Here is a 15,860-nt window from a genome sequence, read left to right as displayed (position 1 = left end):
ATCCATGGCAGCCAAGATCGACCACATCGTCTTCGACATCGGCAAGGTGCTGATCCACTACGATCCGAACCTTCCCTTTGCCCGCGTCATTCCCGACGAAGAGGAGCGCAAATGGTTCTTCGAGAACGTCTGCACCCACGAATGGAACCTGGAACAGGATCGCGGCCGCAAGTGGGAAGACGCCGAGGCGCTGTTGATCGCGCAATATCCGCAGCGCGAGGAGCAGATCCGCGCCTTCCGCAAATACTGGCACGAAATGGTCCCGCATGCCTATGATGGCTCGGTCGCGATCATGGAAGGCCTGATCGACAAGGGCCGCGACGTGACGATGCTGACCAATTTCGCCGCCGACACGTTCGTCGAGGCCAGAAAGATCTTCCCGTTTCTCAACAGGCCGCGCGGCGTCACCGTGTCGGGCGAGATCGGCCTGATCAAGCCCGACGTGGCGATCTACGACAAGCACGCCCGCGACTTCGGGCTTACGCCGGAGGCCTCGATCTTCATCGACGACAGCTACCCGAATGTCGAAGGTGCCCGCGCCGCCGGCTGGCAGGCGGTGCATTTCAAGGACCCGGAAACGCTGCGGAAGGATCTCGCCGCTCACGGAGTCGAGCTGTAATCTCAGGGATCAGCGGGCCGGCCCTACAGGATCCGGCTCGCGGCGCAGACGCGTCCCACAACTTTCAGGTCCGGCAGGCGCTCCTTCGGGACATGCTGCGGGCGGTATCGTTCCGGATTGTCCGGCAGGAGTTCGAGGCTGCCATCGGCAAGCCTCTGCACCCGCCGAGCGATCAGTTCTTCGCCGATATCGAACAGGTAGACGCGCCCATCCTCCAGCTTGCCGTCGCTGATATCGACGAACATCGGGGCTCCGTCGACGATCGTCGGCGACATGCTGTCGCCCCTTGCGGAGACGATCCGCAGGTTTTCCGGATCGACGGAAAGCTTCGCCCAGAAGCTTTGGGGCATGGCCGCCCATGTCGTGTCGCGCCGTTCGAGCGGAGGCAGCCCGGCCGCCTCGTCCTCATAAGCCGGGATAAGGATGCGATCGGCGGCATTCCAGACCGGGTACGGTTCGGAAAATCCGGCCGGCGGGATTTCCAGGGGCGCAAAATGGATAACCCCTTCCTCCACCGACCAGTCGTTGCCGAGATATTCGATCGGCACTTCGGCGAGCTCCGCCATCATGTTGAGCGTGCTGTGGCGCGGTTCGGTCTTGCCATGACGGTAGTTGTCGAGCGTGTTGTCGTTGAGGCCGAGCGCATCCACCACGCGCAGACGGCCGCCGGCCAGTTCGCAGAGGATCAGCATCTTCAGTGCCACGGCCCGGCGCGCGGCATCCCTGCCCTCCCAGCTTGGAGAGAACCGCGCCAGCGCACGCTCGATCCGGTGGCGCAACTCGCCATTGACAGGCAGGGACATTGTTCAGAAACGCAAAATTGGAAACTCACTCAACCCTATACAACCTACGATAACAAGCGCAGGTGACGGCGGGAATACCCAAAATTTCGCAGGGCTGCCGGATTCGGCCCCACCGGCAAAATGAAGCGCAAAAAGAAATGGCGCCCGGGATCAGCCTTCCCGGGCGCCAATTATCCTCGTCCGGGACTAGAGGTACGAAACCGGACGAGGCATTCAAGTCGATGTGGCGGGGACCGGTGGATCAGTCCAGTTTCGCCATACCGTTTCGGATCACGGAGCGCAGTTCGTCGATGGGCTTGAGAGACTGCCCGTCGTCGAAATGCCAGAAAGTCCATCCGTTGCATGCATCAAGGCCCTGTACTTTCGCGCCAAGGCGATGAATGGAACCGGCGTCGCCATTTGCCGAGAGCGTGCCGTCGGCGCGGATGATCGCGCTGTGGCGGCGCTTCGCGTCGGTCAGGACCTGGCCGGGCTTGACGAGACCGCTTTCGACCAGCGTGTTGAAGGCGACACGGGGTTCGGCCTTCTTGCCGGTCATGACCGTCAGTTCCGCCTTGCCGAGCGGCTCGACGGAGGCGATGCGGGCGGAAGCCGCATCGATATAATCCTGCTCGCGCTCGATGCCGACGAAATTACGTCCGAGGCGCTTTGCAACGGCGCCGGTCGTGCCCGACCCGAAAAAGGGATCGAGGATGACATCGCCCGGCTTGGTCGAGGCCATGATCACACGGGCGAGCAGCGCTTCCGGCTTCTGGGTCGGATGAACCTTCTTGCCGTCTTCGCCCTTCAGGCGTTCGCCGCCGGAGCAGATCGGGAACAGCCAGTCGGAGCGCATCTGCACGTCGTCGTTGGAGGCCTTCAGCGCATCGTAGTTGAACGTATAGCTCTTGGCCTTGGCGTCGCGGCTCGCCCAGATCATCGTCTCGTGGGCGTTCTGGAACCGGCGGCCCTTGAAGTTCGGCATCGGGTTGACCTTGCGCCAGACGATGTCGTTCAGCAGCCAGAAATTCAGGTCCTGCATGATCGCGCCGACGCGGAAGATGTTGTGATAGGAGCCGATCACCCAGATCGTGCCATGCGGCTTCAGCACGCGGCGGCAGGCGAGCAGCCAGGCGCGGGTAAACACATCATACATTTCGAAGGAGGCGAACTGGTCCCATTCGTCATCGACGGCATCGACCAGCGACTGGTCGGGACGGTGCAGAGTGCCGCCGAGCTGGAGATTGTACGGCGGATCTGCGAAGATCGCATCGACGGAATGATCCGGAAGGGCTTCCAGGGCAGCGACGCAATCGCCCTTGATGATGGAGTTTAGCCAAGTGTCCGGACGGACCTGACGCTTCAGGTCGGCCAGCGGAAGAACTGCTGCCATGTGCTACTCGCTACGCTCTACTCGATACCAATTTACTGCCTGTTATGGTTACCTATTTTGGTTACCAAAGCCTGAACCGGTGGAAGAATTCGGGAAAAATTTCGAAACGTGGAAAGAGACTGCGGGTTGCGCTACAATCAACTCATGAAAAGAAGCGAAGCGATCGAAAAGCTGAAGCAGCAGGCCGACGCCATCCGGGCGCTCGGCGCGACGTCGCTTTATCTTTTTGGCTCTGTCGCCCGCGACGAGGCGGGGCCGGCTAGCGATCTCGACCTGTTTATCGATTATGATCCACAGAGCCGTTTCAACGCGCTCGACCTCGTGGGTATCAAACTATTTCTCGAGGATGAGCTTGCCACGGAGGTCGATATAACGACGCGCGACAGCCTTCACCCGATTCTGAAGGACAGAATCGAAAGCTCCGCGTTGCAGGTCTTTTGATGCCCCGCGAGGTTCGGCATTTTCTCTACGATATTCGCCAAACGATCTCCATCATCGAAGATGCGACCGCTGGCAAATCGTTCGCCGACTATAGCGGCGATCCGATTCTCAAACTTGGTCTGGAGCGCGCTGTCGAAATCATCTCGGAGGCAAGTCGTGGGATTCCGGATGACCTCAAAACATCACGCCCAGAAATCCCGTGGCCGAAAATTAGAGGTATCGGCAACGTCTTGCGCCACGAATATCATGGCCTATCAGACAAAATCATCTGGGGCGTGATCGTGGACGAAATCCCGAAGCTTAGGCTTGCCATAGAAGCGATACTGCGAATGGTCGAGGCGCCGTAATCAAGCCGCATGCACCTCGCGGCTGTCCTTCGGGGCCTCCTCCCGCTCGAACATGCCGTAATCCCTGACGACGTGGCCGATGCGCAGGCGGTAGTCGGCAAAAACCCCGCCGCGGCCGGCTTTCTGGGCGGCGCGGTGGCTTTCGAGATTGCGCCAGGCCTTGACGGCCTCCTCGTCCCGCCAGAACGACAGGGAGAGGATCTTTCCGCGCAATGTCAGGCTTTCGAAACGCTCGATCGAGATGAAGCCGTCGATGGTTTCCAGTTCCGATCGCAGCTCGCCGGCGAGGTCGAGATATTTGTGGCGTTCGCCCATATAGGGAATGACTTCGAAAATGACGGCGATCATGGCTTTACCAAAGCTCCGTGCGGCATGGATACGTTCTTGAGGAAGATCCGGTCCTCCTTGAGGATGAAACGCTCGCGCTTCGAAAACGCGTAATTCTCCCGGCCGAGCGGGTCGGCCGTCAGCCGGGCACGATAGGCCTCGTAGGCGGCGAGGCTTTCGATGTTGTAGACCCCGTAGGCGGTCGTCGCCGAGCCTTCGTGCGGACCGAAATAACCGATCAGGTCGGCGCCGCAACGCGGGATCGCCTGGCCCCAGTTGCGGGCATATTCAGCAAACTCGTCCTTCTTGAGCGGGTCGATCTCGTAGCGGATGAAGCAGGTGATCATGGCTTTCACTCCTTTGGTTGCGAAGCTGTTTTTGCCATGTTGCCAGACGGGGATGCTTCGGTTACGGTCGAAGTATGAAAGAAGGTCCAGACATTGCCCGCATCGGGATGCTGTTCGGCGATCCCGCCCGTGCCAACATGCTGACCGCGCTTATGGGCGGCCAGGCGCTGACGGCGACCGAGCTTGCGCAGGCGGCCGGCGTAACGCTGCAGACGGCGAGTTCGCATCTCTCCAAGCTCGAGGAAGGCGGCATTCTCGCCCAGCGCAAGCAGGGCCGGCATCGCTATTTCACGCTGGCCGACGCGGCGGCGGGCACGCTGCTCGAAAACATCATGGGGTTTGCGGCAAGCCGGGGCCATCTGCGCCACCGGCCGGGACCGAAGGATCCGGCGCTGCGCAAGGCGCGCGTCTGCTACGACCATCTCGCCGGCGACTACGGTGTGCGAATGCTCGACAGTTTTGTCGCCCGCGGCGCAATCGAAAGCGATGGCGAGAACCTCACGGTGACCCAAGATGGGCGCGAGGAGCTCGGAACGCTCGGCATCGACGTGGCATCGCTCACATCCAGTCGCCGGCCGCTCTGCAAATCCTGCCTCGACTGGAGCGAGCGGCGTTCGCATCTGGCCGGCACGCTCGGCAAGGCGCTGCTTGCGCATTTCCTCGAAAAGGGCTGGGCACGGCGCAGCGGGGAAAGCCGCGCGGTGCTGTTCACTCCGGAGGGCGAGCGGAAATTTCTTTCGCTGTTTCCGGCGGGCTGACCTCCATGACCAGCACGCCTGGCATGACCAGTACGCCTGGATAATCTTCTCCCGCGATCCGATCGCAGAGGCCGCTCCATTCGCAACCCGTGCAGGCGCGGCGCGTCACGCCGGCAGAGAAGGCATCCCGCAGTTTTTCAAACAAGCCAGCATCAGGGGCGATCACGGCGCCCGCCTCAAGCTCTCGCCCAAGCAGGCGGGCAATATCCGCCAGCGCCGCCGCATCGCGGCCGGCAACCGAGGCACCGAAACAATGCGCATCTTCATCCGACAGAAGCGGGGCGCAGATATCGTCGGGGCCGGAGACGATCTCGATCGTCTCGCCGGCGGACAGCCGGCCGGCGAGACGGCGATAGTTGGCGACGAAGGCCGGGCTGTAGCCCTCGCCGACAAAGGTCAGCATGCAGAGAAGATGATGCGGCCGCAGCCTCACCGTCACTCTGCCGCGGCGCGGTTGCGGGAGGCGACCGCGGCAAGGACAGCCGCCGCCAGGCCCGATTTCAGCGCAGCACCGAGGATGAACGGGGCAACACCGGCCCAGAACGCCTTTTCAGCGCCGATCAGTGCCGCAAGCCAGGCCCAGCCGAGCGCAAGGCATAGAAGGTTTGCGATCAGGTGCGCCGAGAAGCTGGCGGCGATGCGCCGCCCGGTCCAGCCGCGCTCGGCGAGCCAGCCGACCAGGGCTGCAATCACCGGGAAGGAAAAGAGATAACCGGCAGTCGGCCCGGCGAAAGCGGCAAGGCTGCCTGCCCCGCCCGCCAGCACGGGCGCTCCAAGTGCCGCCTCTCCAAGCCAGGCCAGCACCGTCAAGGCGCCGAGACGCCAGCCGTAGAGCGCGCCGATCATGGTCACGGCGAAGGTCTGCATGGTGATCGGCACCGGAACCATCGGCACGGAGATCCGCGACGCGATCGCCAGAACCAGCGTGCCTCCAAGCACGAACAGGACCTTGGCGAGAACGGACCGGTCGGCAAGCCGAAGGGGATCGAAAACAAACGTCTGGTGGGAACTAATCAGGGACATCGAGCTCTCCTTTTCAAATTATAGATAATTTTGACTCCCATCTATTTTATGAGGCGCATTTTCATCGAAAGCAAGAGGCTCGGCGCCAGGCCTCTAATGAATGAAGAGCACGCCACGCGTATATTTGGCTAAAATAAGCCAAATCTTGCGGTTTCCCGGAAAGAGAAATTATCTATAATTTTGAGAACGATCAGCCGACGATCGCGAAAACTTCGCGCGGCGCACCGTTTTTGGCCGGTTGCGGGCCGCGGCCGATCCATTGCACGTGCTTCTGCAGGGTGGCGGCCGCCTCATCCGTCTTGCCCTGCCGGAGCGCGGCCAGGATGGCGCGGTGGTCATGGTCGGTGCGCTTTTCCCAGCCGGACTGCCAGGCCGAAAACAGGAAGCGGGCGCTTGCGGCATGCAGGTCGTCGATCGAGGCAAGCAGGCGCTTCATGCCGCAGGGTGTGAGGATCAGCCGGTGGAAACGGCGGTTCGCGTCTTCCCAGGCATGCACGTCGGCGGCGGCATCGCCCTCGCGGGTCGCCTCCTCCGCCGCGTCGAGGATGGCGGGCGTCAGGTGCCGGGCGGCGTGGCGCAGCGCCAGCACCTCCAGCACGGCGCGCATTTCCGCCACTTCGCGGACTTCGGCGAGATCGAAGGAAGCGACACGCACGCCGCGGCGCGGCTCGCTGATCGCGAGACCCTGCGCTTCCAGCCGACGGAAAGCCTCGCGCACGGGCACGTGGCTGGTCTGAAACTCCTCGGCGATGTGATCCTGGCGAAGACGGGCACCGGGGGCGATCTCGCCGCGCACGATGCGATCGGCAAGCACCCGGCTGATTCGGCTGGCGATTGTGTCTTCCGGCTCCTTGCTCATCAGCGTTCCTTAGAACGCCACCCCCGGCTTGTCGAGAGCCGCCCGCTACGCTTGTTCCAGCCATGCATGGCGGTTGGTTGAGGTTTGCATTACCATCGTATAAAAGGCCGCCGCACCCTATATCAGGCCGATGGAAGGCATTTCCTCATGAGCAGCTTCGACCTCATCATTTTCGATTGCGACGGCGTTCTCGTCGATTCCGAAATCATCGCGGCGCAGGTGGAGTCCCGTCTGCTGACCGAAGCGGGCTATCCGATCAGCGTCGAGGAAATGGGCGAGCGCTTCGCCGGCATGACCTGGAAGAACATCCTTCTGGCCGTGGAGAAGGAATCCGATATCCCGCTCTCCGCCTCGCTGATCGACAAATCCGAGACCCTGCTCGACGCCCGCCTCGCCCGCGACGTGAAGATCATCGACGGGGTGAAATTCGCACTCGCAAGGCTGACGACGCAGCGCTGCATCTGCTCCAATTCAAGCAGCCACCGGCTCGACATGATGCTCGAAAAGGTCGGCCTGAAGCCCTATTTCGCGCCGCATATCTATTCCGCCAAGGACCTCGGTCCGGATCGGGTGAAGCCGAAGCCGGACATTTTCCTGCATGCCGCCGAGCAGTTCAAGGTCGCGCCGGAAAAGTGCCTGGTGATCGAGGATTCCACCCATGGCGTCCACGGCGCCAGGGCGGCCGGCATGCGCGTTGTCGGCTTTACCGGCGCGTCGCACACCTATCCGAGCCATGCCGACCGGCTGACGGACGCCGGCGCCGAAACGGTGATCTCGCGGATGATGGACCTGCCGGCCGTCATCGCCGCCCTCGGGGAATGGGCCGGGGCGCTCTGATTCCCTCTATCAGCCGCGGCGGGCCGGCTTCTTTGCGGGCCCGTTGTCGTAGCCCAGGCGAACGCGCGTAAAGCGCGAGGCGCCGCCTTGCGCGTTCGGGATCTGCACATCCGCCTTGCTGAAGATGAACTGGGTGCCGCCGGCCGGCATCTCGACCGGGAACGCCACCTTCTGCGAGTAGATGACGCTGTCGCCATCGACCACTTCCACGAGGATCGGCAAGGTGACCTTGCCGGGAACCCCGACCGGGCCCTGAACGACACGGCCCTGCGCGACGACATTGATGGTCAGCGTCGTTTCATTGGCGGTGCACTGGCGCGTCGCGTCGGCGAGCGAGGCCTGATAGAGCAGTTTTTCCGGCTGGTTCTCCCCGCCGCGCGCATAGGCGCGGTGAACGGCGGTCTGTTCCAGCATGACGATCGGCGGGCAGAATGCCTGCACCACGGGGGTCGATGCCTCGGCGGCAGGGGCGGCGGTTGCGGTCGGGGTCAACCCTTCGGTCGGCGCCGAGGAATTGCAGCTTGCGAGAACCGCCGCGAGCGATACCGCCAGAAAACCACGCGAAATCTTTGCAAACACCGTACTCAACCCTCTTCCATCCCAATTTCTGGGCTATTCACCTGGCGAACCGGAGACGTCACTTTCCGGTCTTTCACCGCCCATTTTCCTGGTCTATATCAGCGGCGCGAATAAAAATCGATTGGGGATTGAAGGTCGTGGACTACATTTCTACCCGGGGCGAAGCCGCTCCTCTCGGATTCCGGGATGCGCTGATGGCGGGCCTTGCCCGCGACGGCGGCCTCTACGTGCCACGCCAATGGCCCTCGCTCTCCAAAAAGGAAATCCGCGCGCTGCGCGGCAAGTCCTATCAGGAGGTCGCCTTCGAAATCCTCAGGCACTTCGTCGGCGATGAAATTCCGGCCGACAAGCTGAAGGGCATGATCACGGAAGCCTATGCGACGTTCCGGCATCCGGCCGTCGTGCCGCTGGTGCAGACCGGACCCAATGACTTTGTGCTCGAACTCTTCCACGGCACGACGCTCGCCTTCAAGGACGTGGCGATGCAGCTGCTCGCCCGGCTGATGGACTATGTGCTGGCCGAGCGCGGCGAGCGCGCCACGATCGTCGGCGCGACGTCGGGCGATACCGGCGGAGCGGCGATCGATGCCTTTGCCGGACGCGAGCGCACCGACATCTTCATCCTCTTCCCGCATGGCAAGGTTTCGCCCGTGCAGCAGCGGCAGATGACCACTTCGAGCGCCGCCAACGTGCATGCGCTGGCGCTGAAGGGCAATTTCGACGACTGCCAGAACATCGTCAAGGAGATGTTCAACGACGTCGCCTTCCGCGACCGGGTTCGGCTCTCGGGCGTCAACTCGATCAACTGGGCGCGCATCATGGCGCAGGTGGTCTATTATTTCACCGCCGCCGTTTCGCTCGGCGGACCGGACCGGAAAATCTCCTTCACCGTTCCGACCGGCAATTTCGGCGATATCTTCGCGGGCTACGTGGCCAAGAAGATGGGCCTGCCGATCGACCGGCTGGTGATCGCCACCAACGACAACGACATTCTCGCCCGGACGCTGAAGACCGGGCGCTACGAGATGCGCGACGTCAAGGCGACCACCTCGCCGTCGATGGACATCCAGATCTCGTCCAATTTCGAACGGCTGCTGTTCGAGGCCTATGGCCGCGACGCCGTCTCGGTGCGCGCCGCGATGGCCGGGCTGAAGCAGTCCGGCAGTTTCGAGATCAAGCCGGAGGCGCTGAAGGCGATCCGCCGCGAATTCCGGGCGGGCCGGGCGACGGAGCGGCAGGTTGCCGCGACGATCCGCGAGACGCTTGCCGAGACCGGCTACCTGCTCGACCCGCATACGGCGACCGGCGTTTTCGTCGCGAAAAAGAACGCAAAACCGACAAGCCCGATGGTCACTCTCGCCACCGCGCATCCGGCCAAATTTCCGGCCTCGGTAAAATCCGCTTGCGGAATTGATCCGGCGCTTCCATCATGGCTTGCTGATCTTATGCAAAGGGAGGAGCGCTTCGATATCTTGGAGCCTGAGCTTAAGGCCGTCGAAACTTTCATCGGCGAGCATGCCCGCGCTAAGTAAGTAAGGTATCGGCGGCGCCGGAAAGACGTAAACATGAATGTAGAAATCACCCGGCTCGCCTCCGGGTTGACGGTCGTCACCGAAACCATGCCGCATCTGGAGAGCGTCGCGCTGGGTGTCTGGATCAAGTCCGGATCGCGTAACGAGACCGAGGACGAACATGGGATCGCCCACCTCCTCGAGCACATGGCCTTCAAGGGCACCGCCCGCCGAAGCGCCCGCGACATCGCCGAGGAGATCGAGAATGTCGGCGGCGAACTCAACGCCGCGACATCCACCGAAACCACTTCCTATTACGCCCGGGTGCTCAGGGACAACGTACCGCTCGCGGTCGATATCCTCGCCGATATCCTGACGGAATCGGAATTCGACGAGGAGGAACTTCGTCGCGAAAAGCACGTCATCCTCCAGGAGATCGGGGCTGCCAACGACACGCCCGACGACGTCGTGTTCGACAAGTTCTCCGAGGTTGCCTACCGGGGCCAGACGCTCGGCCGGCCGATCCTCGGCACGCCGGACACGGTCAAGGGGTTCACGCCGGGGCAGATCCGCAACTACCTTTCGCGCAACTACACGACCGACCGGATGTTCGTGGTCGCGGCCGGCGCAGTCGATCACACCACCTTCGTCAAGCAGGTGGAAGAGCGCTTTGCCCGCCTTCCCATGACCCCGAGCGCCCCGCCCGTGCTGGAAGTCGCCCGTTACATCGGCGGCGACGTGCGTGAAACCCGCGACCTCATGGACGCGCAGGTCCTGCTCGGTTTCGAGGGCAAGGCCTACCATATGCGGGATTTCTACTGCTCGCAGATTCTCGCCAACATCCTCGGCGGCGGCATGTCCTCGCGCCTGTTCCAGGAAGTGCGCGAACGTCGCGGCCTGTGTTATTCGGTCTATGCCTTTCACTGGGGTTTTTCCGATACCGGCATCTTCGGCATCCATGCGGCAACCGGCGGCAACGAGCTGCCGACGCTGGTGCCCGTCATCATCGACGAGCTGCGCAAGTCCTCGGAGACGATCCACCAACAGGAAATCGACCGTGCCCGGGCGCAGATCCGCGCCCAGCTTCTGATGGGCCAGGAGAGCCCGGCCGCCCGCGCCGGCCAGATCGCCCGCCAGATGATGCTCTATGGGCGCCCGATCCCGAACCCGGAAATGATGGAACGGCTGGAGGGCATCACCACCGAGCGGCTCACCGACCTTGCCGGACGGCTGTTTTTCGATACAGTTCCGACATTGTCGGCGGTCGGCCCGATCGAACAGCTCGCACCGTTGAGCGACATCACCACGGCGCTTGCCACGCCGGGGATCCAGACGAAGAAGGCTGCCGGTTAAACCGGCCGCCCTGCCCGGAGCAGCGCCAGTATGAACAAGTCGGTGTTTCGGTTCCTGTCGCGACAGCCGGACACACCAGAGCTTTATGGCGAAAACCACCTGCTCCGGCTTCCCCGTTATTCCGACTACAAGCAATGGCAGCGGCTGCGCTCGGAAAGCCGCCCTTTCCTGCAGCCCTGGGAGCCGATCTGGCGGCCGGACGAGCTGACCGAAGGGGCGTTCCGCCTGCGCGTCGTCAGAAGCGGCCAGGAATATGCCTCCGGGCTTGCCGTGCCGCTGCTCCTCTTCCGCCGCGAAGACCAGGTTCTGCTCGGGGGCCTGACCATCGGCTACATCCGGCGGGGTGCGGCGCAGAGCTGCATGGTCGGCTACTGGATGGGCGAGAAACATTCCGGTCAGGGCCATATGTTGGCCGCATTGAAGGTGGCTATCCCATACATCTACGGCGGACTTCAGTTGCACCGGATCGAGGCAGCCTGTATTCCGGAGAACTGGAAAAGTGTGCGGCTTCTGGAAAAAGCCGGCTTCGAGCAGGAAGGTCTTTTGCGCAAATATCTCAAAATCAATGGCGAATGGCGCGACCACCTGATGTTTTCCCGGTTGCCGGAAGACGGCGAGTTCGGGAAGATGCTGAAACCATGAGAACTCCTGCCCTGCGTCTTGCGTCGCTGATCCGCTTTTTCCCGGCGATCATCGCCCTCCTTGCTGCCGCCATGTTCCTGACGGCGGCGCCGGGTGCGCGCGCCGCGGAACCGGTCAAGATCTCGCGAGACGACACGGCGCTCGACCTCACCAGAACCACCGATATCTACGCCAACCAGGGCGAGGCTTTCCAGGTCTCGACCGCTGCCGGCGCGGACGGTATCCGCCGCCGCATCGAGGTGCGCGCAAGCTCTCCCGGCCACCAGGGCGACTGGGCGGTCTTCGCACTCTCCAACGTCTCCGAAGAACAGCTCGAACGGGTGATCGTCGCCCCGCATTTCCGGCTCGCCAATTCGAAAATGTTCTGGCCGGACCTCGGCTCGCAGCGCATCATCTCGATCACGCCCTCGGAAGGTTTTGCGCTCGACCGTATCCCGAGCCCGGATGCCGACGTGTTTCGGATCACGCTTAACCCCGGTTCGACCATCACCTTCGTCGCGGAACTCGCGACCCCGTCGCTGCCGCAGATCTATCTCTGGCAGCCGGATGCCTACAAGGACACGGTCAATTCGTTCACGCTCTATCGCGGCATCGTGCTCGGCATTGCCGGCCTTCTGGCGGTGTTCCTGACCATTCTCTTCGTCGTCAAGGGCACGTCGATGCTGCCGGCGGCGGCAGCACTCGCCTGGGCGGTGCTCGCCTATATCTGCGTCGACTTCGGGTTCCTCGACAAGCTGATCACCGTCACGTCCGGCGACCAGCGCATCTGGCGCGCGGCGGCGGAGGTGGCGCTCGCTTCGTCGCTGGTGATCTTCCTGTTCACCTATCTCAACCTCAACCGCTGGCACGTGCATCTCGGCTACGCGACGCTGGCCTGGGTGGTCGGCCTGGTGCTGCTCGGGGGCGTGGCGATCTACGATCCGTCGGTCGCCTCGGGCATCGCCCGCCTTTCGTTCGCGCTGACCGGCACAGTCGGCATTCTTTTGATCATCTATCTCGGCTTCAACCGCTACGATCGCGCGATCCTGCTGGTCCCGACCTGGGCGCTGATCCTCGTCTGGCTGTTCGCGGGCTGGCTGACGGTGACCGGCAAGCTGGACAACGACATCATCCAGCCGGCGCTGGGCGGCGGCCTGGTGCTGATCGTTCTCCTGATCGGCTTCACGGTGATGCAGCACGCCTTTGCCGGCGGCGCCTACCAGCAGGGGCTGTTCTCCGACCTCGAGCGGCAATCGCTGGCGCTGACCGGCAGCGGCGACACCGTCTGGGACTGGGACGTGGCGCGCGACCGCGTCGTCACCACGCCCGACATCTCGACCCGCCTCGGGCTTGATCCCGGTGCCATGCACGGACCGGTGCGCAACTGGGTGCCGCGGCTGCACCCCGACGACCGCGACCGGTTTCGCGCGACGCTGGACGTGCTGCTCGAACACCGCCGCGGCCGCCTGAACCACGAATTCCGCATCCGCGCCGAGGACGGGCATTTCCACTGGCTGCAGATCCGCGCCCGGCCGGTGCTCGGCTCGAACGGCGAAATTATCCGCTGCGTCGGCACGATCATCGACGTGACCGAGCAGAAGAATTCCGTCGAACGCCTGCTGCAGGACGCGCTGCACGATAACCTGACCGGCCTGCCGAACCGCCAGGTCTTCCTCGACCGGCTGCAATCGGTGCTGACGCTGGCGCCGGGCGGCGACACCGTGCGGCCGACCGTGATGGCGATCGACATCGACCGCTACAAGCAGGTCAACGACTCACTCGGCATCGCGGCTGGCGACAATATCCTGATCGCGCTGACCCGCCGCCTGCGCCGGCTCCTGAAGCCGCAGGACACGCTGGCGCGGCTGGCCGGCGACCAGTTCGGACTGATCCTCGTCTCGGAGCGCGATCCGGCCAAGGTGGCGGATTTTGCCGATGCGGTCTCGAAGGCGATCATGGTGCCGATCAATTTCGCCAACCGCGAAATCATCCTGACCGCCTCGATCGGGCTTTCCTCCTGGGTCGACCAGCAGGAAAGTGCCTCCGGCATGCTCGCCGACGCCGAACTTGCCATGTACCGGGCGAAACGCTCCGGCGGCAACCGCGTCGAACCCTTCCGCCCCGCCTTCCGGGCCGCCGGCGCCGACAAGTTGCAGATCGAGACCGACCTTCGCCGCGCGATCGAGCGCAAGGAACTGTTTCTCGCCTACCAGCCGATCATCAGCCTCAAGGATGGCGAGATTGCCGGCTTCGAGGCGCTGATGCGCTGGGATCATCCCAAGCGCGGCAGCATCCCCCCCTCGGAATTCATCCCGATCGCCGAGATGTCGGACCTGATCGGCCCGCTCGGCCTGTTCGCCATCGACCGTGCCGCCTCCGACCTGATGGTCTGGCAGCAACAAACCGGCGACCTGCCGGTGTTCGTGTCGGTCAACCTGTCGAGCGCGCAGCTTCTGAACGCTGATCTCTACAACGACGTGCGCGCGCTGCTGCAGAAGACCCAGGTCAATCCGGGCCAGCTGAAGCTCGAACTCACCGAATCCCTGATGATGGAGAACCCGGAACAGGCGCGGCTGGTGCTCGGCAAGCTCAGGGAGACGGGCCTCGGCCTGGCGCTCGACGATTTCGGCACCGGTTATTCGTCGCTCGCCTACCTCACGCAGTTCCCGTTCGACACGATCAAGCTCGACAAGGCGCTGGTCCGCAACGCGACGGAAAAGCGGGCCGTGCTGCTGCGTTCGGTGATCGCCATGGCCCGCGCGCTGGAGATGACGGTGGTCGCGGAAGGCGTCGAGACCGACGAGGACGCGGCGGAACTCGCCAAGATGGGCTGCCATTTCGGCCAGAGCTATCTGTTCGGCCCACCAGCCCCGGCGGACGCGGTGCTGCGGCTCCTGAAAGAACGGTTTCCGCTGACCAAGCGGGCGTAGGATTTTCAGCCGATCATGTGAAGCGAAACGGGTGCGCCTTGCCGATCTCCCCCCTTGAGGGGGAGATGCCCGGCAGGGCAGAGTGGGGTGCCACGGCATATTCCGCCACCACTGCATTTGCCGCACCGTCGCTACCCCCATCTGTCACTTTCGTGACATCTCCCCCTCAAGGGGGGATCGTTGGGAGGCTGTCGCACTTTTCGCAATCTACCGGTCGAAAAGGGAGGCAAGATTACGCCGCCTTCCCCGTTTTCGGGCGTTCCCGTGCAAACGGGCTCAACCCCAGCCATTGCTGCATGGCGCCTGCCATTTCGGTATCGCCGTCGAGTGCGAGGCGGCCCGCCGCCATTTCGGCCCTGACCGTCGCGATACCCATCCAGATCGCCGTCATCGTTCGCAGCGGACAGGTCACGTAGAGATCGATCTCGAAACCGGGGTCGGTCGAGCAGACATCGACCTCACGACCATCGACGACCAGCCAGTAACGTTGCTGCGCCGGCGGCCGGTCGGGATATAAGAACAGGACCGTGCAGCGCCGCGGAGGCATCGGGGTCGGATCGAGATGGCGGCGCATGTCCCACATCAGAAGCGACGGATCGAGTTTCTGAAGCGAATGCTGGGTCTCGACCCAATGCTGCCCCCAGAAGCCGAGGGTCATCACCACATCGCGCAGATCCTCACCGGCCGGCGTCAGGTGATATTCCACTACCCCATCGGCCGCCTTGCGGTTTTCGACGATGCCGGCCTGCACCAATTCCTTCAACCGTTTCGAAAGCAGGGTCGGCGACATGCGCGGTACGCCGCGCCGGAGGTCGTTGAAACGGCAGCTGCCACACAGAAGCTCGCGCAGGACGAGCGGTGTCCAACGGGTGCAGAATATCTCCGCCGCCATCGCGACCGGGCAGAACTGGCCGTAGCTCGCGGTCACTTCCAACATCGCCAATCTCCTCGGCATGCCCCAAGGCAGATTAATCCCGTTCCGGAAACCGACCAAGTCCACTTTATGGACTACTGATCCGACATCGGAGCGGCTCCGGATATGAAGGACCTCATCCAGCCCGGCGCCGCACGATCGACCGCGACGCATAGCCATCGGGGCATAACAAATCCAACACGAGCCTTCCAAGCCAAGG

Annotated in this window: 18 protein-coding genes; 9 read left to right on the top strand and 9 right to left on the bottom strand. The window is 63.1% G+C overall.

Annotated features, from left to right (window positions below; genetic code table 11):
* Nucleotides 1-4 precede the first annotated feature (4 nt).
* Complete coding sequence (locus ACSQ8R_RS02695; RefSeq protein ID WP_436251967.1) at nucleotides 5-619, top strand: HAD family hydrolase; 615 nt, start codon at nucleotides 5-7, stop codon at nucleotides 617-619.
* A 23-nt stretch (nucleotides 620-642) separates the two neighbouring features.
* On the opposite strand, the gene ACSQ8R_RS02690 is transcribed toward ACSQ8R_RS02695, so the two are convergent.
* Together ACSQ8R_RS02690 and ACSQ8R_RS02685 are read right to left on the bottom strand one after the other, a co-directional pair.
* Nucleotides 643-1,422 (bottom strand): S24 family peptidase, encoded by a 780-nt coding sequence (locus tag ACSQ8R_RS02690; protein WP_436251966.1) that lies wholly within the window; start codon nucleotides 1,420-1,422, stop codon nucleotides 643-645.
* 241 nt (nucleotides 1,423-1,663) lie between these two features.
* Complete coding sequence (locus ACSQ8R_RS02685; RefSeq protein WP_436251965.1) at nucleotides 1,664-2,794, bottom strand: site-specific DNA-methyltransferase; 1,131 nt, start codon at nucleotides 2,792-2,794, stop codon at nucleotides 1,664-1,666.
* 144 nt (nucleotides 2,795-2,938) lie between these two features.
* On the opposite strand from ACSQ8R_RS02685, the gene ACSQ8R_RS02680 reads away from it, so the two are divergent.
* Together ACSQ8R_RS02680 and ACSQ8R_RS02675 are read left to right on the top strand one after the other, a co-directional pair.
* The gene (locus tag ACSQ8R_RS02680; protein WP_436255354.1) at nucleotides 2,939-3,235 is read left to right on the top strand and encodes a nucleotidyltransferase family protein; all 297 of its coding nucleotides are present in this window, start codon (nucleotides 2,939-2,941) and stop codon (nucleotides 3,233-3,235) included.
* Nucleotides 3,235-3,582, top strand: a complete 348-nt coding sequence (locus tag ACSQ8R_RS02675) for a HepT-like ribonuclease domain-containing protein (protein ID WP_436251964.1) — start codon at nucleotides 3,235-3,237, stop codon at nucleotides 3,580-3,582. The genes ACSQ8R_RS02680 and ACSQ8R_RS02675 overlap by 1 nt, the downstream gene beginning before the upstream one ends.
* On the opposite strand, the gene ACSQ8R_RS02670 is transcribed toward ACSQ8R_RS02675, so the two are convergent.
* Nucleotides 3,583-3,930 (bottom strand): antibiotic biosynthesis monooxygenase family protein, encoded by a 348-nt coding sequence (locus ACSQ8R_RS02670; protein ID WP_113130564.1) that lies wholly within the window; start codon nucleotides 3,928-3,930, stop codon nucleotides 3,583-3,585.
* Nucleotides 3,927-4,256, bottom strand: coding sequence for an NIPSNAP family protein (locus tag ACSQ8R_RS02665; protein WP_436251963.1), 330 nt, complete (start codon nucleotides 4,254-4,256; stop codon nucleotides 3,927-3,929). Before ACSQ8R_RS02665 ends, ACSQ8R_RS02670 begins: the two co-directional genes overlap by 4 nt.
* Nucleotides 4,257-4,330: 74 nt before the next feature.
* Here ACSQ8R_RS02665 and ACSQ8R_RS02660 point away from each other — a divergent pair, with 74 nt between their 5' ends.
* On the top strand, nucleotides 4,331-5,014 hold the full coding sequence (locus ACSQ8R_RS02660; protein WP_436251962.1) for an ArsR/SmtB family transcription factor: 684 nt from the start codon (nucleotides 4,331-4,333) through the stop codon (nucleotides 5,012-5,014).
* Here the strand turns inward: ACSQ8R_RS02660 and ACSQ8R_RS02655 are convergent.
* The 3 genes from ACSQ8R_RS02655 to ACSQ8R_RS02645 all read right to left on the bottom strand — a co-directional run bounded on the left by ACSQ8R_RS02655 (nucleotide 4,965) and on the right by ACSQ8R_RS02645 (nucleotide 6,896).
* Nucleotides 4,965-5,453: a DUF1284 domain-containing protein gene (locus ACSQ8R_RS02655; protein ID WP_436251961.1), complete on the bottom strand. Its 489-nt coding sequence runs from the start codon at nucleotides 5,451-5,453 to the stop codon at nucleotides 4,965-4,967. The genes ACSQ8R_RS02660 and ACSQ8R_RS02655 overlap by 50 nt on opposite strands.
* A complete protein-coding gene (locus tag ACSQ8R_RS02650; protein WP_436251960.1) occupies nucleotides 5,450-6,037 on the bottom strand; it encodes a biotin transporter BioY in 588 nt (195 codons plus the stop codon). Before ACSQ8R_RS02650 ends, ACSQ8R_RS02655 begins: the two co-directional genes overlap by 4 nt.
* A 190-nt stretch (nucleotides 6,038-6,227) precedes the next feature.
* On the bottom strand, nucleotides 6,228-6,896 hold the full coding sequence (locus ACSQ8R_RS02645; protein WP_436251959.1) for a GntR family transcriptional regulator: 669 nt from the start codon (nucleotides 6,894-6,896) through the stop codon (nucleotides 6,228-6,230).
* Between the two features lie 147 nt (nucleotides 6,897-7,043).
* Here ACSQ8R_RS02645 and ACSQ8R_RS02640 point away from each other — a divergent pair, with 147 nt between their 5' ends.
* Complete coding sequence (locus tag ACSQ8R_RS02640) at nucleotides 7,044-7,733, top strand: HAD family hydrolase (protein WP_436251958.1); 690 nt, start codon at nucleotides 7,044-7,046, stop codon at nucleotides 7,731-7,733.
* A gap of 9 nt (nucleotides 7,734-7,742) precedes the next feature.
* Here the strand turns inward: ACSQ8R_RS02640 and ACSQ8R_RS02635 are convergent, their stop codons facing one another.
* A complete protein-coding gene (locus tag ACSQ8R_RS02635) occupies nucleotides 7,743-8,312 on the bottom strand; it encodes a PilZ domain-containing protein (protein ID WP_436251957.1) in 570 nt (189 codons plus the stop codon).
* 128 nt (nucleotides 8,313-8,440) lie between these two features.
* On the opposite strand from ACSQ8R_RS02635, the gene thrC reads away from it, so the two are divergent.
* From thrC to ACSQ8R_RS02615, 4 genes are read left to right on the top strand one after another with little or no spacing between them, the layout of a single operon-like run.
* Complete coding sequence (thrC, locus tag ACSQ8R_RS02630; RefSeq protein WP_436251956.1) at nucleotides 8,441-9,844, top strand: threonine synthase; 1,404 nt, start codon at nucleotides 8,441-8,443, stop codon at nucleotides 9,842-9,844.
* A gap of 33 nt (nucleotides 9,845-9,877) precedes the next feature.
* Nucleotides 9,878-11,176 carry a M16 family metallopeptidase gene (locus ACSQ8R_RS02625; RefSeq protein ID WP_436251955.1) on the top strand — a complete coding sequence of 433 codons (1,299 nt, stop codon included), beginning with the start codon at nucleotides 9,878-9,880 and terminating at the stop codon, nucleotides 11,174-11,176.
* Nucleotides 11,177-11,206: 30 nt separating this feature from the next.
* A complete protein-coding gene (locus tag ACSQ8R_RS02620; RefSeq protein WP_436251954.1) occupies nucleotides 11,207-11,818 on the top strand; it encodes a GNAT family N-acetyltransferase in 612 nt (203 codons plus the stop codon).
* Nucleotides 11,815-14,727, top strand: coding sequence for an EAL domain-containing protein (locus ACSQ8R_RS02615; protein ID WP_436251953.1), 2,913 nt, complete (start codon nucleotides 11,815-11,817; stop codon nucleotides 14,725-14,727). The genes ACSQ8R_RS02620 and ACSQ8R_RS02615 overlap by 4 nt, the downstream gene beginning before the upstream one ends.
* Nucleotides 14,728-14,959: 232 nt before the next feature.
* Here the strand turns inward: ACSQ8R_RS02615 and ACSQ8R_RS02610 are convergent, their stop codons facing one another.
* On the bottom strand, nucleotides 14,960-15,664 hold the full coding sequence (locus ACSQ8R_RS02610) for a winged helix-turn-helix transcriptional regulator (protein WP_436251952.1): 705 nt from the start codon (nucleotides 15,662-15,664) through the stop codon (nucleotides 14,960-14,962).
* Between the last annotated feature and the right edge of the window lie 196 nt (nucleotides 15,665-15,860).

Origin of the sequence: Neorhizobium sp. LjRoot104 (assembly GCF_964253725.1) — a bacterium.
Taxonomy (GTDB): Bacteria; Pseudomonadota; Alphaproteobacteria; order Rhizobiales; family Rhizobiaceae; genus Neorhizobium.
The sequence above is the reverse complement of the archived record's forward strand: the minus strand, read 5'-3'. Positions and strand labels throughout refer to the sequence as shown.